Annotated in this window: 13 protein-coding genes; all 13 read right to left on the bottom strand. The window is 32.3% G+C overall.

Annotation, left to right across the window (positions count from 1 at the left end):
- Positions 1–12: 12 nt before the first annotated feature.
- The 13 genes from BLP60_RS00885 to tssC all read right to left on the bottom strand — a co-directional run bounded on the left by BLP60_RS00885 (position 13) and on the right by tssC (position 22,993).
- Complete coding sequence (locus tag BLP60_RS00885; protein WP_092061947.1) at positions 13–675, bottom strand: DUF3540 domain-containing protein; 663 nt, start codon at positions 673–675, stop codon at positions 13–15.
- Positions 676–715: 40 nt separating this feature from the next.
- Positions 716–1,783 (bottom strand): pentapeptide repeat-containing protein, encoded by a 1,068-nt coding sequence (locus BLP60_RS00880; protein ID WP_092061944.1) that lies wholly within the window; start codon positions 1,781–1,783, stop codon positions 716–718.
- On the bottom strand, positions 1,776–5,495 hold the full coding sequence (locus BLP60_RS00875; RefSeq protein WP_159427663.1) for a DUF2169 family type VI secretion system accessory protein: 3,720 nt from the start codon (positions 5,493–5,495) through the stop codon (positions 1,776–1,778). Before BLP60_RS00875 ends, BLP60_RS00880 begins: the two co-directional genes overlap by 8 nt.
- A gap of 64 nt (positions 5,496–5,559) precedes the next feature.
- Positions 5,560–7,923, bottom strand: coding sequence for a type VI secretion system Vgr family protein (locus BLP60_RS00870; protein WP_092061937.1), 2,364 nt, complete (start codon positions 7,921–7,923; stop codon positions 5,560–5,562).
- Positions 7,924–7,983: 60 nt separating this feature from the next.
- Positions 7,984–11,727 carry a DUF2169 domain-containing protein gene (locus BLP60_RS00865; RefSeq protein ID WP_092061934.1) on the bottom strand — a complete coding sequence of 1,248 codons (3,744 nt, stop codon included), beginning with the start codon at positions 11,725–11,727 and terminating at the stop codon, positions 7,984–7,986.
- Between the two features lie 27 nt (positions 11,728–11,754).
- Complete coding sequence (locus tag BLP60_RS00860; RefSeq protein ID WP_092061931.1) at positions 11,755–12,810, bottom strand: pentapeptide repeat-containing protein; 1,056 nt, start codon at positions 12,808–12,810, stop codon at positions 11,755–11,757.
- A gap of 36 nt (positions 12,811–12,846) precedes the next feature.
- Entirely contained in the window at positions 12,847–15,186 is a 2,340-nt protein-coding gene (locus BLP60_RS00855; protein WP_159427662.1) for a type VI secretion system Vgr family protein, read from the bottom strand.
- A gap of 32 nt (positions 15,187–15,218) precedes the next feature.
- Positions 15,219–17,813, bottom strand: coding sequence for a type VI secretion system ATPase TssH (gene tssH / locus BLP60_RS00850; protein WP_092061925.1), 2,595 nt, complete (start codon positions 17,811–17,813; stop codon positions 15,219–15,221).
- Between the two features lie 44 nt (positions 17,814–17,857).
- Positions 17,858–18,841 (bottom strand): type VI secretion system baseplate subunit TssG, encoded by a 984-nt coding sequence (gene tssG / locus BLP60_RS00845; RefSeq protein WP_092061922.1) that lies wholly within the window; start codon positions 18,839–18,841, stop codon positions 17,858–17,860.
- A complete protein-coding gene (gene tssF / locus BLP60_RS00840; protein WP_092061920.1) occupies positions 18,805–20,523 on the bottom strand; it encodes a type VI secretion system baseplate subunit TssF in 1,719 nt (572 codons plus the stop codon). The genes tssG and tssF overlap by 37 nt, the downstream gene beginning before the upstream one ends.
- Positions 20,523–20,942: a type VI secretion system baseplate subunit TssE gene (gene tssE, locus BLP60_RS00835; RefSeq protein ID WP_092061917.1), complete on the bottom strand. Its 420-nt coding sequence runs from the start codon at positions 20,940–20,942 to the stop codon at positions 20,523–20,525. Before tssE ends, tssF begins: the two co-directional genes overlap by 1 nt.
- Positions 20,943–20,993: 51 nt before the next feature.
- Positions 20,994–21,485 (bottom strand): Hcp family type VI secretion system effector, encoded by a 492-nt coding sequence (locus BLP60_RS00830; protein WP_092061914.1) that lies wholly within the window; start codon positions 21,483–21,485, stop codon positions 20,994–20,996.
- A 23-nt stretch (positions 21,486–21,508) separates the two neighbouring features.
- The gene (tssC, locus tag BLP60_RS00825) at positions 21,509–22,993 is read right to left on the bottom strand and encodes a type VI secretion system contractile sheath large subunit (protein WP_092061911.1); all 1,485 of its coding nucleotides are present in this window, start codon (positions 22,991–22,993) and stop codon (positions 21,509–21,511) included.
- Positions 22,994–22,997 lie beyond the last annotated feature (4 nt).

Genomic DNA, 22,997 nt, shown 5'->3' with positions numbered 1-22,997 from the left:
AAACCTCCTTTTTTAACCCATGTGAATCTGAGAGGCATCTATCTTAATATTCTCTTTAGCTCTATGAATTGTATTTTTTGTTTGAACTATCATTGCTTCATCAACTAAAGTTCTCATAGATTTTGCCTGTACCTCTTCATGCCCTGTTATATAACGATAAGAAGATTTCAATCTTTGAACCATTCTCTTAAATATTGAATCCACGCTATCTGCCATTGCCTTTATTTTTTGCACTTTTGCCTCAAATATATTACCTAAAAACTTAAAGTGGTTCAGTAAAAAATTTCCTCTTCGAGCACTGAGATTAAAATCTTCAGAACTAATTAAAACTTCATTTGAAGATAAAATTTTAATATTTTCCATAGACCGTATATTAAGATTCCCTTTTTTAGAAACTATTTCAACAGAACCTTCAAAAGCAACTTCTCTTGGAGAAAACGATTCTTTACTGCGTTCAAGTATAGCCAAAATATAAGCAGGTTCTGTGCCATCAGCATACAATAAAACCTTATCTCCTTTCATTGGAGTAATAAGACAAGTTTCAGCTTTTTTAGCCTTAAAATATCCAAAAGAAGTAATTACAGAAAAAATTTCTCCTTTTACTTCTATTATCTTACCTGCTTCCATCATTGATATTGATTCTGTGTTATCCATTATTTTTGCTATACTCTCCATAAATAACTCCTTTTATTGCTTGTTTGTTTTAGGAGTGAATTTAATCTATATTTAAACTTGATTTCCAATTTTCTGCTTCTGCCAAATCCTTATCTGTCCACCTTATAGATGAACGTCCTATGGATTTATCCCAAACCACTCCATCCACTTCTGTTTTATGCATCTTAGCCCAATAAAGATTGGCAAACGATAAATCTGCAGACTTTAAATTAGCATATGAAAAATCCACATAGGAACAATTAGCACCTTTAAAAGAAGTAGAAACACATTTAGCACAAACAAATCTTGATTGCTCTAAATTAGCATCAGAAAAATCAACTAGAGTAACTACTCCTTCATCAAAACATGCCTGAAAAAGATCAGCCTTTCTAAATATTGCTCGCTCTAACTTTGCTCCCATAAACACAGTTCGCCTAGCTGTGGTATTTTCAAAGTTTACCTCTTCCAAATTAGCATTTAAAAAATTCGATTGAGAAATATCAGCCTTTTTAAAGTTACAACCTTTTAAATCAGAACCACCTACTTGAGCCATTATAAACTTACATCCACTAAAGTCTTGTCCTTGCAAAAAAGAATCTCGCATAAAAGTTTTAAATATTTTAGCCCCTCTAAGTACAGTATTTTGAAAATCAACCTGAGTAAAAATAGTGTGAGAAAGATCAGTTCCACTTAAATTAGCACCCTTTAAATTAACCCTAGTTAATACTGCTCTGGAAAGATTACTATTTTCTAAATCTATCCCTTCCAAATCTGAATCATTTATAATTATATTCTTCAAATTTCCAAATCTTAATTCAGCTCCTTTAAGTTTTACCTCAATCAATACAGCTTCACTAAGTACTGCATTATTCAACTTAACTCCACTTAAATCTATCTCTATCCAAATCACTTCAGTAAGATCAGCTCCTTCCATTATAGTATCCTGAAATTTACATCCATTAAAACCAGTCTTCTTGATCTTACAATCTCTTAAATCAGCACCACTAAAATCCACATTCTCAAATCTAACCCCAGTAAAATCAAGACCTCGTAAATCCATACCTCGTAAATCTTGATTTTCTATAGTCTCATCTCTTTTTATAGCTTCAAGAAGTTCTTCTCTAGTCATGGATAGTCTGCTCTCTTCCTTCAAGTTTTGTTTTTTTAAGGTTTGTATTTTCTAAATTTATATTTTTTACCTTTGTTTTATAAAATTCTACTCCATAAAGGTTTGCCTTTTTTAAATTTGTATTATTAAGTCTTGCTTTCCGAAGCGAACCTTGAAAGAGATTTATTCCCTCCATATCTGATTTTGAAAAATCAGACCTTTCAAAACGAGCTTTCTTAGCGCATACACCTCTCAAAGAACTTCTAGAAACATCACACTCCTGAACCAATGTTTGATCAAGCAAACTACCTTTAAAATCAGAATCAGATAACTTTGACTTCATCCAACAAGATCTATTTGCCTTTGCTCCCACAAAATCTGATTCTGAAAAATCAGATTTATTAATAATTCTACTATTATAAAGGTCTGCTTTAATAAACTTTGTCTTATTTGCCTTTACCTCTGTAAATATAGTAGAGCAAACTTTACTTTCAGAAAAATCACTTTCTTCTAATGATGCCTTAGAAAATAAAGCTTTTTTAAAATCAGCACCAGTAAATATTCCTTTTGAGGCCTCAACTTGCAAAAATACTCCACCATCAGCTTTAATCTCTTTTCCCTTAATCCCTTTTAATTTTGCCTCAATAAAAGATATTCCTTGAAGATCTGCCTTAGAAATATCTGCTCCTTCAAAATCTGCTTTTTCTGCAAACACCTCTCTAAGATTAGCTCCTCTAAGATTAGCATTTATAAATTTTGCATTATCAAAAATACCTTTTTCCAAATTGGCATTTTCCAAAGATGCATTTGAAAAATCTGTATTACTAGCGATTGCTTTACTAAAATTTGCATTATTAAGAGATGATTCTTTAAAAATTGTACCTTCAAGCAAAGATGAACTAAAATCTGCACCATCTAAATGAAGTCTAGATAAATCTACACCAGAAATGTCTTTTCCTGCAAAGCTTTCACCTTTATTATAAAGTTCAATGACTTTTTCTCTAGTGAGTTTTTCATAATATTCTTTTAACTTTATATTATCTGCTATCAATTCCTTAGCCCAATTAGGTTTATAATCTGTTTTAGAAAATAACTCTTCAGTATTTTGAATTTTTTGCTTTGCGTCTTGTAGTTTTACCTGTGCATTTTGTAATGCATTTAAATGAGTATTTTCTATTTCTTCTAGAATTTTTTTAGAATTTTCTGTTAAAAAACCTGAAGATTCTAATTTCATTTTAGTTTTTTTGATAATATGACTTAATTTTTCTCTAGCAGAAAAAATAAACTCTTCTGAGGATTTTTTACTTTCTTCTGAGTCTTTAGTAATATCTTCTAAAGTTTTATCAGACACGCCAATTTTTCTAAGTTTATCTTTTATATTAGCAATTATTTCATTTTTTAAATTTTTTAATTCTTCAATTTTTTCTGTATTTGTATCTTTTTTTATAACATTGTTAACTCTTTTAGATACTAAATCAAAGCTAAATAAAAATTCTTCTTCAAGATTAATATTCTCTGCTTTGGCTAAATCAATAAGTTCTTTCTTTATATCTGGTCTTATCACGCTCAAAAACCATTTCCGAAGGTCTATATTTTTAGATTTCATTAAAATAATATTATTAATTTTGTCTGGCATTACAATAGAATCTAATTGTGAAAATTTTTCTTTACATGCCTGAATATAGTCTACTGAATATTCAGGGATCAAAATACAAGACGCCTGTTGAAGCAAAGACTCAGTATTTTTATCCACCTCTTCTTTAGGATTACTAATAACAACCACCAAAGCTATATCCCAAATTTCCTGATGTAAAAGCAATGCTTCAAATTCTTCCTTTACCACAACTACAATGCCTTCTACTACTGCAGTTGAAAGCAGATAATTTTTTTCTTTAGAACCAGGGACTAAAACATCTTTTGAATTATCTGGTATTATATCTGGCCTTATAACAAGTTTTTTAAGAGTGTCCTTTTCAAAATAAGGTATGACCAAACCTTTAGGTATAAAAATCTCCTCTTGGTCAAGCCCCCATAAACTACCCTTATATTGTCGGTCTTTTTGATTAAAACCCAACCATGCCCACTTTACAGTATAGTCAGAAAAACCTATTTTAGTCAGAATCTCCATCTTTTCTTTATCTTTAAGAAGCTGAAGACGACATTCTTGTAAAAACTCCATTCCTGATAAAAGCCACGGATCTTCTTTTTTATCAAGAAAATCTAAAAAATCCTTTATTTCAACTATCTTATCTTTTATTCCTCCTTTTAAACCAGCTTCAAATTTTGACTTAATTTCCTCTTTTGAGGCTTGCACATTTTTATTTATAGCATTAAGTTCTTGTCCAAAAGTTTTTACCGTTTCTTTAATTTTTCCTATATTTTCTTGCATAGTATTTTTCATATTTATTGATTCAATCTTAACTATATGCCCAAATTCCTCTCTAAGTCCTTGCAAGTCCAACTCTGTCTTTCCAAAAAATTGCTCTGAGTTTTCTATGTTTTCTAAAGCTGATTTTATTATTTCATTAGGAGTAAAAGATTGCTTTGGCCTTTCTCCAAGCCCTCTTAAAATTGAATCATTTATTTTTTTAGGCAGTTCTTTTAGCTCTTTTTTGGCTATTTCCAATTCCTTTTCAGCTTTTTTAAGCATGACTTCTGCTTCCTGAACCTCAGGAAGATCATCTATTTCTCCTTTTCGCTTTTTTTGAAAAATTTTATAATAATAATCTATATCCTTAGCATTATCCAATAAATTCTCTGTAGCAACAAATATATGAAGCACATCAAGCGCCTCATCATCTAACACTTCTACAGTGCCTCTCCAAAGAGCAATACCTTTTAACGCATGAGGAAATAAAATAAGGGTATCTATTTTGGTTTCTACTTCTTGAAATAAAGTCTCTCCTTCTGGATTATCTAAGTCTTTAAGTTTATTAACAAAACATTTCTGTCTAAGAGCAGGAATTTGGGAGACTATTTTGGGCCTCTCAGGATGCATGTTCTCAATAAAAAACTCCTCTCCCCCTCTAAAAAAACCATCCCTTTGTTGATCCTCCGATGCACAATTAAAAAAACTCCAGTCCATGTCCTCAGGATAAAAGGGCCATCTTTCTCTAAGCCATTTTTTATCATAAGTCCCTTGCTTTTTAAAACGCTGAGGCCACATCATATCAATGGGGGCAAAGCAAATAGGATTTGGTCTATCTGCTGGCGATCCTATTAAATGATCAGGGTCTTCTAAATTAGGTAAAGGAACTATCTCTCTACCATTAGGAAGAATAACAGGATCTATACCCTTTCCTAATGGATTCATTTTATACTCTTTTCCACCAAAAGCCCTGTCCCAAGTAATAGGCATTTCTTTAAAGGGCTTAGGCTCACTAATAATACTAATACCACCCTTTCTCTCCCAAAAACGATCTCCAAATACAGCCAACTTTTTTCTAATTCCTTTTATACCAAAGCCAACTGTTGATACCTTAGCAGTCCCTTCTGGAGGAAAACAACTACCATAAACGATTATTTCTCCTTTTATCTTGGGCATTCCAGAGTCAAGAATAGCTTCTTTCCCCAAATAAGATTGAACAAATTTCCACATTTCTTGTTCACTTAAAGGATAATTTGGCTTATCAAAGTCAAAAAAGATAAGAATACTTATAACCAAATAACACTTATTCTCAATTTCAAATCGATTTAAAAGTAAACCATGATGAATATCTTTTATAACTCTCACAACCAATCACCCTTTATTATAGTATAAACAGTATCTACTCGCTTTATACATAATCCTATAGGAGTTAATTTAAAAATATAGAGCTACTAGCCTTTGCTATTATTTGACCTGCTTGTGCTATCATATTTCCAGCTTTATTTATATCTATCTTTTCTGTTTTTTGAATATAAGTGCCTATTTCTGAAATCTTTTTACCTCCGTCTATAATTTGATCACTAAACTTAAATATATTTTTTTCAACTTTTGATATTTTTTTCTTTGTATCAGAAATTTCTGTTTCTATTTCATTAATTTCTTGTTTTACTTGCTTAAATCTAGTTTCTACACGTTTTATTTCTTCCTTTATTTTTTTAGAAAGAACATCAAACATACTATACATTTCTTTAACAATTTCTTCTTTGGCCTTAGCTATTTTTGTTTCAGTACCAATATTGCTAATAGATTTTTCATTTATTTCTTTTTTTTCCTGAATAATATTTATTTTGTTTTGTATCATATTTATATTATTTTGAATTTGTGTAACTTTTTTTATTTTTAACTTCACTTCTTTAACCGTACTCTCTACCTTACTTTTTTCATAAATCCATTTTTCAGGAACATGAATATCTACCTTTCCACCTAACAATACATCATTAGAATTTCCAATAACTATTGATGTATCTGATCCTCCTACTACTTCTGCTTTTACTCCGCCGACCCTCATCTCTAAACTTGCGCCAGTATCTATTTTAAGTCCATCTCTTTCTGCCAGCACTTTACCCCAGACATCTTCATAATCTTTATCCTTGTCATCATCTCCATCTCCACCACTATTTTTTAAAACCCCTTCAACTGCTTTATATTGTTTTATAACATTATTTTCCAAATCCTTAAATGGATTTCCAGAAGCTCCAAGCCTAATAGAAGTATTAGCAGTAGGGCTGTGAAATAATATCCTTTGTTTTCCTTCTTGATCCTCCATATGAATTGTATTGCCCCCGCCAGTGGTAATTTGACAAGTAGTTTGATTCTCTGCTGTTACAAGAGAAGGGGTCTCAGGATTGGGCACAGCTCCTGCGATTACTGGGCGATCTGGATTGCCATCTATAAAGGTTAAAAGAACCTCTGTGCCCTTATGTAAAGGAAAATGCATGCCATGGTTATTTCCTGCATAAGGTTGCAACATCCTTATCCATGCTGAGGCCTTACCATCTTTTCTGCCCGATATATCAAAAGGCAATATCACTTTATATCTACCTTCTTCATCTAGCTCTGCATATTTGCCACTCCCAGATGCATCTATTCTGGCATTTAACGTGCCAACTATTTTGGGATTTTTTGTCATTCTCTTAGGACGAAATTGTACATTTGCAGGAATTGCTGTAAAATTATTCCTATAAAATACCTGTTTTTCACGATCTGAGAGATCATCTTGAATCCCACTTACCAAATAACCTGTTTGGCTACCTTCATGGCTTAGTTCAATGGTAAGATAACGCTGATTAAAATTTTTACGATAATGATTTTCTAGCTCAAAAATATAACCAGGTTGTAAATAAGGAACCGTACTATCTCCTATAAATTCCTCTCTTCTGCACAAAAGCTCTTCTGCTCTTATCTGAGCAAGACGATTTCCTTCTTGTGGAGTTCTAAAGTGATCTCCATAATAATATACGTCTCCTATACCTTTTGGATCTATTTCTGCACTTCCTACAACTTCTAACGAAGGCTTTCTATAATTATAATCTCTTAATAAAACTTTTTTAGGCAATGTATTATATCTACATATAAACCCTTGCACTATTTCATTTCTATGTCCTGCTCCAAGTCCTGATGGAGGTGAATATATTACTCTCTTCCCTTTGGGATTTTCAGTATGTGATATAAAAGTATCTGTAAATATTACCTTTTCTTTTTCATCTCCTTGTTCAAAAAAATAATATATACCTTCTCGTTCACACCATCTACTGATAAAATCAAAATGGCTTTCTCCATACTGACAAACATACTCCAAAGGTTTATACTCTTCTTGTAAGCGAAATTCATAGTCTACTTCTGTAAGCCCAGCATCCTCTAATACCAATTTCAAAATCTCTTGCACATTTTTATTAAGAAACACTTGATTGTGATGAGTAAGAGTTAAATACCATAATTTAGGGACTAAAATGGCTCTATAAAACACATATTCATTAATCTTTTGCAGTTGCTCAAAATTGGATATAATACCATTAAAACTAACATCATCTCCACCATCTCTATGAATAATAAATTTTCCTCTATGCTGCACAACACTACTTAAATCAATATCTAACCTATCTGTAATCAAAGTTATCTCAAACCGGTAAATCTTACTTAACCCTTCTTCACCTTTAAACTCCACCACACCAAAAGTATCTTTTTCCAGAGCCCTGGAGATAAAAGAATATTTTTTATCCTTTAAATATGCCACTTAAGTACCTCCTTATTGAGCCCTATCTTTTTATATTTAAATAAACTTTTTAAGCTCATATTAACTACTTTTACAACAACTTTTCAAAATTTCAGAATTTTTTTCAATAAGAGTCTTTTTAATATTTGAGTCATCTAGCTTTGTATCTCCCATTATCGATTTATAAAAATCAACTCCATAAAGATTAGCTCCCCTAAGATCAGTATTTACAATTCTTGTTTTTCTAAGAGAACCTAAAAAAAGATTTATACCGCGCATATCAGCACTTTCTAAATTAGATTTAATAAATCTGGTTTTTTTAGCTTTTACCCTATAAAAATCTGTTTTTGTAAGATCACAGCCTTCAAAAATGCTCATTTCTATTTCACTTCCCTGAAACAAAGCGTCTGAAAGATTTGAATCTCTAAAACATCCTTGATGCATTTTAATATTTCTAAAATCTGCTCCAGAAAATTGAGCATTCTTACCCATTCTTGCCTTACTTAAATCAGCACCAATAAACTTTACTTGCTCTCCTAAGGCTTCGTAAAATAAAGTGGAATTAAATGATGCTTTGGAAAAATCTGTTCTATTTAACAAAGTTTTCTTAAAAAGACACTTTTCAAGTCTACTCTTTTTACAATCCACTTCACTTAGATCAGCACCTGTAAATACACACATGTATGCATATACATCTGAAAATTGAATTTTTTTCATATTTGCTTTTTGAAACACGCTCATTTTTAAAACAGAATTAGTAAAATCTGTCTTTTCCAAATCTGCTTCTGTAAATATCCCCTGCGAAATATTTGCATTTCTTAGTATAGTTTCTTTAAATTTTGCCTTTATAAATACACTTTTTTTCATATTTGCTTCTGTCAGCAATGCTCCGCTAAAATCTGCCTCGTTAGCAAGAGTTTGATTAAATATAGCTCCTTTTAAATTACAATTACAAAATTTTGTTTTTCGACATTGAGCATTTGTGAGATCTATTCCTTCAAAATCAAGACCTGAAAGATCAAGATCTGAAAGAATAGCTCCTTTAAGAGAGCGATTTTTTTGATATTTTTCAATAACTTCTTCTCTGGTAAGCTTTTTTAATTGTTTAGGATCAATTCCAGCCTTTTCAAATTTTTTCTTAAGTTCCTCTGGTACTTCTCCAGCTTTAAGCTTGTTTAACTTTTCTTTAGCTGCTTCAGCTTTTGTTTTTGCTTGTTTATATTTTTCCTCTGCTTCTTCTCCCATCTGCAGAACCTTTTGAGTGGCAGAATCCATTTTTTTCTCAATCTCAGGAGTTAGACATCCTTTGGAACTTAGTTCATTTTTTTGTTTATTAATACTTTTAGCGATATTTTTGCTAGATTGAACAAAACTGGGAGGCTTTGTTGTTTTTGAAACGAGCTTATCTGCACCTTTTCCTAATTGCTCCACAACTGAATCTTTAATCTTTTTTTCTGTTTCTATTTTGCTTAGTTCCAATTCCTTAATTTTTGGCTCATAAGAAGCTTTTATTTCTTTCATTAAATTATTAACTATGTCTTTAACATTTAACATCGGAAGTTTAAAACCTTCTGAAAGAGATGGTGGTTTTTCAGACTCAAGCAAAAGAGGCTCTAAGTAATGTGCCTTTGCAAATTCCAAAGGCAAAGCATCCATAATCCATTTTCTAATATCAATATTCTCTTTTACTAAATCAAAAATATTTTCTCCTTTTGGTAAATATAATCTAATAGCATCTGGATACACTTTTTTCCACTTATCCCATTTATCCTCAGGAAAATCTTTGGGAACTACCACCAAAAAACAAAGTGCTTTTTCCATATCTTCCTTAACTTCATCAGGAAGCTCTTCATCTGGCTCTCTTAGAACTACCACTGAACAAGCATCTCCTACTTCTTGTTCCACAAGCCATGCTTCTAATTCATCAGCTACTCTAATAATAGGAGCTTCATCATCAATAGCAGATAAAAATAAAGGCTCTCTATCTGATCCAGGCATAAGGAAATCATTGCTTGGATCATTATATTCATCAGGTCTTACCCAAAAACGCACAAGAGTTGCTTCTCTAAAATGAGGAATAACAAGACCAGAGGGTATTGTTATTTTTTCTTCATCTTTTGATTCAAGTCCCCAACACTCAGGATCTTCTATTTTTTGATCATTATTTATACCTAGCCAAGCCCTTTTAAGAGTTCTTTTTTCAAATCCAATTTTTCTCAACTTATCCTGAACTTCTCTATTTCGTTCAAGATTTTTACGCCATTGAATCACAAGAGGAAAACCTCTTCCTGGCCATGGTTCTCTTTTTTCTTCAGGAATCAAATTATCTGGATCCACTCCTGTTTGTTTAAGCAAATCTTCAGGTACATTATCTCTAATTGATTGAGCTATATTTTTCGCTGCCTTTTCATTTTGTTTACTTGCCTCTTTCTGCATCTCTTTTACTCGAGAAGCAGTTTTAAGCACCTTTTTTTTCATTGTATCCAGATGATTTCTAATTTGCCCAAATTTCTCAAGAGGGATTTTTACTAAATGCCCCCATTTGGCATGCATTTCCTTGGCTTTAGCTTCCAACGTATCCAAAAGAACCCTTTTTTGTTCTATATCACTTATTGACTTTTCTGCTATTTCGTCCACTGAATAGCGCATCTTGGGTCTTTTACCCATCATTTTTAATTTTTTTTCTTCAATTTCTTTAGGAAGAAATTTAAATCGTTTTATAGCCTTAGCAATTTTTTGGTTTGCTGCTTCAAAAGGAGCCGTATCTATAGGAACGCCCCGTTCAAGCCGTTTTTTTTGCTCTTCTAAATAATATTCAATCGGTTTTGGTTCCTCTGATAATTGTTCATTTTTGAGAAAAATCCATCTTATATCGCCATATTCATCATCTTGAATTTCTGTTGTTCCTCGAAAAATAAGAATACCTCTTCGTATTTCAGGAAATAACCATACTGTATCTCTATGCATCTCAACTTCAACAAAACTATCCTCCTCTGGAGGAGCGTCAATCTTTTTCTTTTTTGTAACAAAACACCTAGCCCTTATCCCTGGAAGTCGAGATTTTAAAACCGGGATATCAGGATTCATATTAACAATTTCAATGGATTCATCTCCTTTGAAAAACTTTGGGAAAAACTGATCTTCAGAGGCACAATTAAAAAACTCATAATTCATATCATCAGGAAAATAAGGCCATCTTTCTTTAAGCCATTTTTCATCATATGTGCCTTGTTTTTTAAAACGCTGAGGCCACATAAGATCTATTGGCCCAAAACTCATAGGGGCGGGCCTGTCTAGAGGAGAACCAATAAGATGTTTTGGATCTTCAATATTGGGAAGAGGTATAACCTCTTTACCATTAGGCAAAACAACAGGATCAATCCCCTTTCCAAGAGGATTTTTTTTATATTTTTTGCCCCCAAAAGCATTTTGCCAAGTAATTGGCATTTCTTTAAAAGGCTCTGGATCAGTAATGACTTTACCACCTAAACTCTTTTTCCAATATCTATTTCCAAAAACAAAAAGAGTTTTTTTTATATTACCAACACGTACAGACACTTGAGATGCGGGTTCAGGAATTCCTCTAGGAGTAAAACACTTGCCTATTACAATAAATTCACCTCGTGGTTTAGGCATGCTCATGTCCAAAACATTTCCCTTCCCTAGCAAAGGTGGTATAGTTTGCCATAATTCTTGCTCTGTACAAAGAGTATCTGGATCGTCTAAATCAAAAAAAAGCAAAACAGTACATACCATATACATGGTACCTTTTATACCTAATGGACTGAATAAAAGAGATTGTTTTTTATCTTTCAATATTTTCATCTTACAATCACTTTTTATTTTTTTTATTTAAATATTTGGTTCCCATTTTTCTGCTTCTGCCTGTTCTTTATCTACCCCTCTGATAGGAGTTTTTAAAGCACCCTCCCACTTAGTATTTTCTTCAACAGTCAAATGCATTCTGGCCAAAACAAGATTAGCTTTTGTAAAATCTGCTCCTCTTAAATCTGCGTATGAAAAATCTGCATATTGACAACGTGCTTCCTTAAACACAGTCAACTTACAATCAGCTCCTTCAAATACACAATTAGTAAGATCCGCTTTACTAAAATCAGCTTCTGATAGTTTTGCCTGTCCAAAATAAGACTTAGGAATACAACTGGACTGCATTTGAGCCTTTCTAAGATCTGCGGACATAAACATAACATGTTCACCTACTGCTTTATCAAAAATTGCTTTTTTAAGATTAGCATTTTGAAAGTTACTCATGGTAATATTAGCGCCAGAAAAAATTGCACCTTGAAGATTTGAACTATCAGCGTTTACTTGCTGGAAATTAATATTTCTAAAATCTTGATTTTCCAAATCACATTCACGAAATAAAATTTTTAAAAAACTAACGCCTTTAAAAATAGCACCCTTAAGATTAGCTCCATTAAATGTTACTTTTGTTAGTCTAGAACCTGAAAAGTCTGCTCCTTTAAGACTTGCTTTTCCCATTATCACCTTTTCAAATTTAATATTTGAGAGATTTGCCCTATCCAACTTTACTCTTTGCATAGGCAGCCAACTAAAAATACTTCCAGAGCAATTGGCCCCTCTCATATCTGTATCTTGCAACAAAGTCATATGGAATTTTATTTGCTTTAGGCTAGCATTTTGAAAATTCATTTTTCTCAGATCAACCTGAGTAAAATCTACTTCATCTAAAATAGCTCCTTGAAAATCACAATTTCTAAACCCTGTTTTACGTATCTTTACTCCCCTTAAATTAGCACCTTTAAAGCAAACATTCTCAAACCTACCTCCCGTAAGATCAGTTCCACTAAGATCAATCCCTGAAATATCCACATTCTCAATGGTTTGATTTTTTTCTATTGCTTGAAGTATCTCTTTTTTATCCATGATAATTTAAAAGAATTAATAATTATATCAGTTAGTTTAAAATACTATCTTCTCTCCAGCCATTTCAGTACTTTCTCCTGCAAGAGAAGTTTCCTCTCCTGCAATTTTAGTAAGTTCTCCCATTATTTTAGTTTGCTCTCCCTTAATTTCAGTCACTTCTCCTTTAAGTTCAGTAGTTTCCCCTGCCAATTTTGTAACCTCTCCAGATAACTCGGTCACTTCTCCTTGCAAAGCAGTATTTTCACCTTCCAACTTTGTAACTTCTCCTCTCAATTCTGTAAGCTCTCCTTTTAGTTTCATAACTTCTGCAGCTATTGTCGCTTGATTCTCTGATAATTCATTTTTTACAGCAGCAATATTAGCTTCTTCTGCTTCAACCACCTTGGTTTCTTCAGAGGCAACTTTAAAATTTATACCAGTAATTTTCTTAACGATACCTGCAAAATTATTATAAAAAGGTATAAATGCTATTCTCCAAGATTTAAAAGTTTCATGTCCACCAAGACGGTTAGTAGTTGAACTAATAATAGTAGTTAATGAATGAGAACCTATAGTAAGCTCTGATCTCATTCCTAAAATTGTACTAGCACTACTACCAAGAAAAGTTTCATCCTTCCTTGCCGCAGTTAATGAAATAGGACCAAGAGAAAACAACCTAACACCACCAGGTTTACCTGAATCATCCCAAAGTTTTTTTACCTTGTCTATTAAACCAGAAATTTCATCTCCTGCAGTATCAAGAATTTCACTACCATTAGCTTTTAGTTGCTCTTTTATAACCTTTTCTATATTTGGTATAGATATATTGTCAGAATTGGGTATAAGACCAGGATCCTTGCCTCCAGCGCCCAAACGAATAAATGAGCCTTGGGTAGGAGTATGAAATAATATTTTTTGCTTACCTTCTTCATTTTCTATGTGAATTTTATTACCACCATGAGTATTAATCTTGCACATAGTTTGATTCTCTGCTGTAACAGGAGAAGGTGTATCTGGATTAGGCACAGTTCCAGCTATAACAGGTCTATCTGGATCTCCATCAATAAAAGCTAAAAGCACTTCAGTTCCTTTACGCAAAGGAAAATGCATTCCTTCTTTAGGACCTGAATAAGGTTGCATCATGCGAAGAGGAGCAGACCCTTTGCCTGGATCAGATCCTGAAATATCAAAAGGTAAAATAACTTTATATCTTCCTTGGTCATCAATTTCAGCATATTCTCCACTTCCTTTTGCATCTATTTTAGCATTTAAAAAACCATAAAATTTTGGTTTTTCTTTATATTCTTCTGTTCTAAACTGCAAAGTTGACTCTATCGCTTCAAACTCATTTCTATAATAATTTTCTTTTTCAATACCTTTTAAATCAACAGAAAGTCCACTTATTAAATAAGCTGCTTGAGATCCTTCATGATAAGTGTTAATTACTAAATAGCGTTTATTAAAATCTCTTCTATAATGATTCTTTAAATTAAAAAAATAACCAGGTCTTATATATGGTACTGTACTTTGCCCCTTAAAAATTTTCTCTTTACACTTTAAAGACTCTGCCTTAATCTTTGCTAACCGTTTTCCTTCTGTATTATCTTTAAAATATTCTCCATACTGATAAATTGTACCTAAGCCATCTTCACTAACTTCACTCTCTCCCTCTAAAATAATTAAAGATTTTTCATAATCATAATTCCTCAAACGTAAATTTTTTGGCATTCTCCTTTGTCTACAATAAAATCCATAAACAATTTCTTCTCTATGAATATCATCAAGCCCAGAAAACTGAACATAAGTTAAATTTTCTCCTTCAGAAAACACATTATGCCCCATTCTTGTGTCTGTAATAATTAATTTCTCACTATGTTCACCTTGTTCAAAAAAATAATACATACCTTCTCGTGCTAACCAACGTTGAAAAAAATTTAAATGCGTTTCATTGTACTGACACACATATTCCAGTGGTTTATATTCTTCTTGAATGCGAAATTCAAAATCCGTTTCTAATAATCCTCCATCTTGTAAAATATCTTTTAAAATTTCAGAAATACTTTTGTTTAAAAACACTTGATTATGATAGGTTTGAGATAACCACCACAATTTGGGAACTAAAACTGCTCTATAAAATGTATATTCTTCATAGTAATGTAATTGATCAAATTCCTCTAAAATCCCATTATATAAAGCAACTCCATCTTCTCGAAAAATTTTAAATTGAGCAGGACTTTGTAATATATCTCCTAAATCCAAATCTTTTTCTTTAGAAATCAAATCTATTTCAAACCTATATAAATTAGATAAACCTTCTTCTCCATTAAAACGTACTACTTGAAACGTATCAGCAGGAAAATCAAAAGATATAAATGCAAATCGTCTTTCTTTTTGCATTTTATACTCCATTAAGCTAAAAGTTTAATTATTTATTCTATTACTTCAAAGCCATCTTCTTTAACTATTAACTGTAATTTATTTATTTCTTTTTCGCCTGCCATCATTTCTAGTATTTTATCTGCAATCTTAGGCATAATATTGCCTTGTAATATATAATCAATATTCCGTGCACCTGTCTCTACTTCTGAACATCGTTCTGTTATCTTATCAACAACTTCAGGAGTATAATTTATTTTTATACGGTTATTATTATAAACCGTATCAGACATTTTATTTAATTTTAAAATTACAATCTCTCTAAGGGTTGTCTTATCCAGACTAAAATATGGAATAACTGTCATTCTAGCTAATAAAGCAGGTTGAAAATGCTTTGAAAGCAATGGTCTAATTGCCTGCATTACAGCATCTGCTGGCGGTTTTTCTTCTTCTTTTGTCATTTCCTGAATAATATCTGTTCCTAAATTACTAGTAAGTAGAATAACTGTATCTTTAAAACTAATCTCCTTGCCCTCACCATCGGTTAATACACCTTTATCAAATACTTGATAAAATAGATTCATCACAGAAGGATGAGCTTTTTCCACTTCATCTAGCAAGACTACGGTATAAGGACGTTGACGCACCGCTTCTGTAAGCATGCCTCCTTCTCCATAACCAACATAACCAGGAGGTGAACCGATCAAACGACTTACTGTATGTTTTTCCTGAAATTCACTCATATTTATAGTAACAACATGTTGCTCTCCTCCAAAAAGTAGATCAGCTAATGCAAGACCTGTCTCTGTTTTGCCCACTCCACTTGGGCCTACTAACAAAAATACCCCCATTGGCTGAGTCGGCGGCTTAACCCCAGATTTAGCAGCCTTGATAACTTTGGTAATCATTGTGAGTGCATGATCTTGACCTTTTATTCTTTCTCTTAATTTTTCTTCTAACTTTAAAATATTCTCAGTTTCATCGCGCTTTATTTTTCCTAACGGAACGCCTGTCCAATCTGAAATTACCTGCCCTACCACATCCACATCCACTTCATAACGAATAAGAGGATCGCCTTGATGTAGTTCCTGCAAATTCTCTTCTAATTCTTTTATTTCTTTTTGAATACTTTCTTTATCTTCAACTTCTTGTAATTTGGAACGTAAATCCAATAATTTTTCCACTATTTCTTTTTCTTGCAACCATTTATTTCTAAGTTCCTCTATATCTTTTTGAATAACTTCTATTGATTTCAAAGTATTATCATAATCTTCCTCATCTATAACCCTACCATGCAATTTATCCCTTTCTATCCCTTTTTGTTTTCTTTGAAGAGATTGCAATTCTTTTTCCAATGCATTTAATTTAGCAGGCTTAGAAGAAAGATTAATTTTAACTCTAGCACATGCTGTATCTAATACATCAATTGCTTTATCTGGTAAAAATCTTCCTGTAATATATCTATCAGCATATTCTGCAGCTGCTACAATAGCATCATCTAATACTGTAACTTTATGTGTTTCTTCATAAAAAGATTTTAATCCTCTTAAAATCATAATTGCCGTTTTTACATCTGGTTCATCAAGCTTTATTAATTGAAACCTTCTTGCAAGAGCAGGATCTTTTTCAAAATATTTTTTATATTCACTCCAAGTTGTAGCTGCACAAGCCTTTATTTCTCCTCTAGCCAAAGCAGGTTTTAATAAATTAGCAGCATCTGAACTGCCCGCGCTTCCTCCAGCTCCAATTAACGTATGTGCTTCATCTATAAACAAAATAGTAGATTGTTCTGATGCTTTTATCTCATCTAAAACACCTTTTAACCTTTTTTCAAACTCCCCTTTAACACTTGCCCCTGCCTCTAAAGAACCCATATCCAAGCCAAGCAAACGTACATTTCTTAACATTTCAGGTACATCACCTTCCACAATCCTAAGGGCCAAACCTTCAATAACCGCAGTTTTACCCACTCCTGGTTCTCCAACTAAAATAGGATTATTTTTTCTTCTTCTAGCTAACACATCTATAATTTGATTTATTTCATCTTCTCTTCCAAAAACAGGATCAATTTTTCCTTCCTTTGCTTTAGCAGTAAAATCTTGGCAATATTTTTCTACAAAACCTCCTTCAGCTACAGGAGCTCCACCTGCTTGTTCTCGAGCTACTTCTTGATATTCATTAGAGTTCTTTAAAATATTCCAAAAATTTTCCTCTAGTTCTCTTATATCAATTTTTTCCACCAATACATCAATATAACTACCAGCCCCAAAATATGTTGGTTTTTTTAAAAAAGTTAAAAATATGCTTCCTGTACTGATCCTATTCAGTCCCAAATCAATAGATGTTACAAGCCAAGAACTTTCAAATAGGTCAACTAACAAAGGTGAAAATATTGGTTTTCCTGTATTACCTGCTTTAAAATCTTCTAAAGCATCAAGAATTCTTGCTTGAATTTCTCCAGTATCCACTCCAAAATGATGTAATATAAGCTGCACATCCCCACCAATATTTTCTATTGCTTTAAGCAAATAATGCTCTACTGCAATCTCATAATTGGTTCTGGATACACACAAACCAGCAGCATTTTGTAAAACTTCTGCAGCCGTGGAGTTAAATTTATTTACTATTTTTCTTAAATCATGTTGCATATTAAAACTCCTTTACGATCTTAAATTTAATTATAGTTGATTATTTAAATCTTCCATAAACCTACTAAATTATCTTTGTACTTATCTTTTGTATATATCCAGCTATTAACCCCTAAAAAACACCATTCTTTACCCAGAGATAGTGGAGAAGCATCAGAAGATTTTAAAACAGGAATAAAATTGCACTGTAAAGGAAGTTCCATATATAATCTTAAATAATGTTGTAATCTTTTAAAATTATTGTTTACTGGAACAATCTTTTTAAAAGCATCCTTTTTTAAAGGACCAGCCTTAATTTCTACTGCTAAGTTTCTGCTAGAAACCTTCTTCCCTAAAAATAAATCTTCTCCTAATACGGTATTCTCTTTACCTAAAGCCACTCGTTGTTGCACAGGAATTTCAACCTGTACCTCAACACATTGTCGTATTTCTACCTTATCTTCATTCAAAAAATCAGAAACAATTGCTTTAATGCCTATAGCAGATCTTGGTCTTTGGCAAAAAAGAGCAGCATATCTTAAAAAGTTTCTCTTTTCTTTAGACTCAATTTCAAGATAATCTAATCCTAAAAAAGCATATATAAAATTCAAACTTTCTTCATCTTTTTCATCAATTATCTTCAACCATATTCTATATTTTAACCAAATTTTAATAAATAATTCATAAAAAGGATGATTAAATATATCCAAAAAATCTTTTTTAACACTTTTTTCTTCTAATCTTTCATTAATAATTTCTTCTGTATAATAAACGGGTAAGGGAGATGATGGACCATATAATCCCAAAAAAGTAGCTAACACATGGTATTTATCATCTCTTTTTTCTATCTTATAAATATCACTCCCTGGAAAAGCTAAAGAAAGCAATGGTTCTACAAATACATCCTCTTCTAATATTCTATCCAAAGATTTATTTTTATCTAACAATACTCTTAACAAACGTATTGCTTGGACAAAATTAAAACTAGAAGAATGTTGTTCAAGTTCTTGTTTTAAATTAATAGCTGTTCCCCAAATCTGGCTGGACACTCTAAAATTTCTCCTGTTTTTGAATCTTTTACAACAAGCCTAATATAAGAATTAATTGCTGCATAATAAGAGAAAAAATAATCTAAAATTTTTATAAAAATATACATATCTCCATAGCTACTAAAATTTTCTGAAGATAAAACTATATTTATATCATGTCCCATCAACATATTTCCCTTATGCAATCTTGCTCCTTGCTTAATCTTTAGATCTAGAATCCCATCTATTCTCCTTTTATTAGCAAAAAATCTTTGCGTATCTTTTATTTGAAAATCCAAATATAGACTTAATATTTCCCTTAATTTGCTTGCATTTTTTAAGGAAAAAATATTGATGTTGTAATGGGACATAAATCTCCATAAGTTATCCTTATCTATCACAGGATAATAGTTCGGAGTAGGAGTAATAATATTCTCAAAAGAACATAAAGTAGGAGAAGAGTCTGTTTCTTCACATATATCACCTATTTGTAAAGAGTTTACTCTTTCCCCATGAGTACATGTTAAATCTATAACTAAAATTTCTCTCTGCAAATCTTCTTTTCCACTATACCCCACACTAACATATAATTCTGGCTTACCTGAAGTAGGAGACAACCTGATATTTTGGTAATATGTCCCACTTACTTTATCTGTTCCAATTATTTCCAGAGGCAAGTACTCTTTTTTTTCTACACTTCCCTGCACAATACCCATAACTCTATCTATACTAAAGATAGAATATGTACTTCCTTTTTGTCCTCCTGGAATAATTTTATATTCAAAAGAACGATGATCTAACTCTATAGGAACAGCTTCATGTTTGAATAAGTTGACCGCTGGAGTACAAAATAAAGAAAAATTTTTTTCTTCTATTCGCCCACATTCTGTCTTTTTGTCTAATAAAAACTCTATTTCAAAATTTGGATTTCCTCCACTTTCTCTCCATTTATCCCATCCATAAATATCTAAAAATAAAAATTTTTCTGGTAAAACAAAATACTCCTGAAATAAACGAAATGCAGGAAAAGAATTTTTCGGATAAGGGAAAAGGGCTTTTTCTAAACTAAAAAAAGGTGCTTTTATCTCTTTGGGAGATAAAGATAGCTCTTTATTCTCATCTTTAAAAACTATCTTTTTTACTTTAGTGGTAAGAATATAGAATAAATTTGAGGTATGAACAAAACTGCCCCTTAAAAAAAGTCGAATATAAGGCGGAAGATTTTCTGGATAAGAATCTCTTCCCTGAAATGAAATTCTAATAACAGGATCTTGACCAATATTTTCCTTATGTTCTACTTCTGAAATAAAAATCGGATATACCAATACATCTATACAAGTTCTATAAATACAACGTTCTTTTTCTACAGGAATAGAATTAATTTCCGTACCTGCTTTAATCGTCAAACAATCTTTAATACTTCTATCAGGGACAAATTGAATAATCGTACTGGAAGGGATTGGTCTTAAATATTGAGGAGAGCAAAGCTGAATAAGAGTATGAACAATCTCAGGGAAACTATCATCTAATCTAGCAGTAAGCATGCCTGTCAAATAGGCCATTCCTTCTAATAATCTTTCCACATCTGGATCTCTAGATTGACCAGACAACATAGGAGCAAGAGCTGGATGAGATTTTGCAAATTCTTGAGCTAATCTTCGTAATCTATCCAATTGCTGTTGATAATAATCCTTTACCAGCATTATTTTTCTCCCACCTCAACTCTTCCTTCTGGACGCACTCTTGAAACAAAATATATTTCCATTTCTCCTCTCTCTGTAGACACTTTTCCTTCTACTCTAAAACTTAAAGAAAAAGGATCATTCTCATCTTCTATTTCTTCTAACTTAATATCTTGAAGTCTAGGCTCATATTTCTCAATGACATGTTGAATAACACGCTTTAGTTCCTCAAAATTTTCACTTTTAGGCCTTCCTAAAAAATTAGTAAAATCAGGTGTTCCCAAATCTGGAACTGTTTGAGCACTACCTATTTTTGTATTTAAAATATTGGTCAAATTCATAATAATAGAATTAATAACCTGTTCTCTATCAAAAAAAACTCTTTGATCAGGATTTTCTTCCATTAAAGCAATTCTTTCCAACAATCTTAATCCATTCATAAATATCTTACCTAAAATAAAGGGACACCTTAAGGTGTCCCTTTACCGTGCTTATGCAGATTTAGGAGCTAACCAACTATCCTCAGCTTCCACACCATCAGGCTCATAAGTCCAAATAATCTTTTCATAAGAAAAGAATATCTCTTCCATATCTTTGTATGGTTTATTTTCTTCTAAAAATGTCAAAGGCTTATAACATCTAGTTTTAACAATAATAGCATTTTCCAATTTAATGGTGTAATAATGTTCTTCTTGCCCCTTTTCGTTTATCCTATAAAACTGCAAAGTAACCTCAGAAAGTTGTTCTCCTGAAGTACAAGCTTGATTCAATTTAGGACTAGCTTGATCTAAATGTTTAGTAATTTTTAAAGGCAAATGAATACGTTGCCCTGTAGGCATTCCCGTATGTGGATCACGAGGAACTTCAACACTGTGATCTACTTCATAAACCACTATCAAATTCTCTCTTCCACTTTGTTTACAATCGCCTTGGATTTCTCCTTGGTTTTTACCAACAACCTTTAAATAACCTGTTAACGCCATTTTAACCTCCTTTGTTTTAATTACTATTCTTTATCCAATTTACCAACCAAAGATAAAGTAAAGTTTGCTCCCATATATTTAAAATGAGGCATAATCTTCATTGTTACACTATACCATCCTGGATCACCAGCTACATCACTTACTTTAATCTCAGCTCTTCTAAGAGGACGTCTAGACCTTACACCAGGAGCAGGATTTTCCTGATCTGCAACATACTGTCTAATCCATTTATTAAGTTCGTCTTCGAGATCTCCGCGTTGTTTCCAGGTACCAATATGTTCTCTCTGAATAACCTTAATATAATGAGCTAGACGATTTACTACAAACATATATGGGAGTTGAGTACTTAACTTATAATTTAATTCTGCTTCTTTACCTTCTTTAGTATTACCAAAACTTTTAGGCTTTTGACAGGAATTTGCAGAAAAGAAAGCTGCATTATCAGAACCTTTTCTCATAGTTAAAGCAATAAACCCTTGTTCTGCTAATTCATATTCCTTTCTTTCTGAAATTAATACCTGTGTAGGTATCTTTGTTTGTAAAGTACCCATGGATTCAAAATTATAAACTGGTAGATTTTCAACCGCTCCTCCTCCTTGAGGACCAATAATGTTCGCACACCATCTATACTTAGCAAAACTATCAGTAAGCCTGGCAGCAAAAGCAAAAGCTGTATTTCCCCATAAGAAAGCATCATCTCCAGAAGAAACATCTTCTTTAAAATTAAAGGTCTTTGCGGGAACAGTATCAGGGCCATAAGGAAGACGTAAAAGAAACTTAGGTAAAGTAAGCCCCACATAGCGAGCATCTTCAGATTCCCTAAAAGAACGCCATTTCGCATATTGAGGACCTTCAAAAATAGCTTCTAGATCTTTTAGATTTGGTAGTTCTGTAAAAGAATCTATGCCAAAAAATTCAGGAGAAGCTGCTGCAATAAAAGGAGCATGGGCCATAGCAGCTACACTTGCAACATTTTGAAGTAATTTAATATCTTGAGGACCTGGACCAAAATCATAGTTACCAATCATTGCTCCATAAGGTTGCCCACCAAATTGCCCATATTCTGCAGAATAGACAATCTTATATAATCCAGACTGAGTTACTTCTGGAGCATCTTCAAAATCATCTAACAGATCCTGTTTACTAATATTTACCATATTTATCTTAATATTTTCTCTAAAATCTGTATTATCAACTAAATATTTTAAAGATCTCCATGCAGATTCTAACGTTTGAAAATCTTTATGGTGTAAAATCTCATTTACCTGAGCAGAAAGCTTTGAGTCCAATTGAGCAATCATTTCATCTACAAGAGACTTACTAACTTTTACACCTTCTCTTGAAGGTTTTAACAATTCATCTATAAAGGCCTTCACTCCCCTTTTAGTGATAGAATAAGTCTCATCAGAAGGCTTAACCCGGGTAGCCTCAATAATTTCATCTAAAAGAGAACTTTCACCTTCTTGAGCAGGGGCTTGTTGTTGCTGCTGTTTTTCTTCCGCACTCATAATT

This window comes from Desulfonauticus submarinus, from assembly GCF_900104045.1.
GTDB lineage: Bacteria > Desulfobacterota > Desulfovibrionia > Desulfovibrionales > Desulfonatronovibrionaceae > Desulfonauticus > Desulfonauticus submarinus.
This window is presented reverse-complemented; position numbering and strand designations above follow the sequence as displayed.

Bases quoted from the DNA above. Each gene is read 5' to 3' on its own strand.
- BLP60_RS00885 (WP_092061947.1), bottom strand. From the start codon at position 675: ATGGAGAGTATAGCAAAAATAATGGATAACACAGAATCAATATCAATG.
- BLP60_RS00880 (WP_092061944.1), bottom strand. From the start codon at position 1,783: ATGACTAGAGAAGAACTTCTTGAAGCTATAAAAAGAGATGAGACTATA.
- BLP60_RS00865 (WP_092061934.1), bottom strand. From the start codon at position 11,727: ATGAAAATATTGAAAGATAAAAAACAATCTCTTTTATTCAGTCCATTA.
- BLP60_RS00860 (WP_092061931.1), bottom strand. From the start codon at position 12,810: ATGGATAAAAAAGAGATACTTCAAGCAATAGAAAAAAATCAAACCATT.
- BLP60_RS00855 (WP_159427662.1), bottom strand. From the start codon at position 15,186: ATGCAAAAAGAAAGACGATTTGCATTTATATCTTTTGATTTTCCTGCT.
- tssH (WP_092061925.1), bottom strand. From the start codon at position 17,813: ATGCAACATGATTTAAGAAAAATAGTAAATAAATTTAACTCCACGGCT.
- tssF (WP_092061920.1), bottom strand. From the start codon at position 20,523: ATGCTGGTAAAGGATTATTATCAACAGCAATTGGATAGATTACGAAGA.
- tssE (WP_092061917.1), bottom strand. From the start codon at position 20,942: ATGAATGGATTAAGATTGTTGGAAAGAATTGCTTTAATGGAAGAAAAT.
- BLP60_RS00830 (WP_092061914.1), bottom strand. From the start codon at position 21,485: ATGGCGTTAACAGGTTATTTAAAGGTTGTTGGTAAAAACCAAGGAGAA.
- tssC (WP_092061911.1), bottom strand. From the start codon at position 22,993: ATGAGTGCGGAAGAAAAACAGCAGCAACAACAAGCCCCTGCTCAAGAA.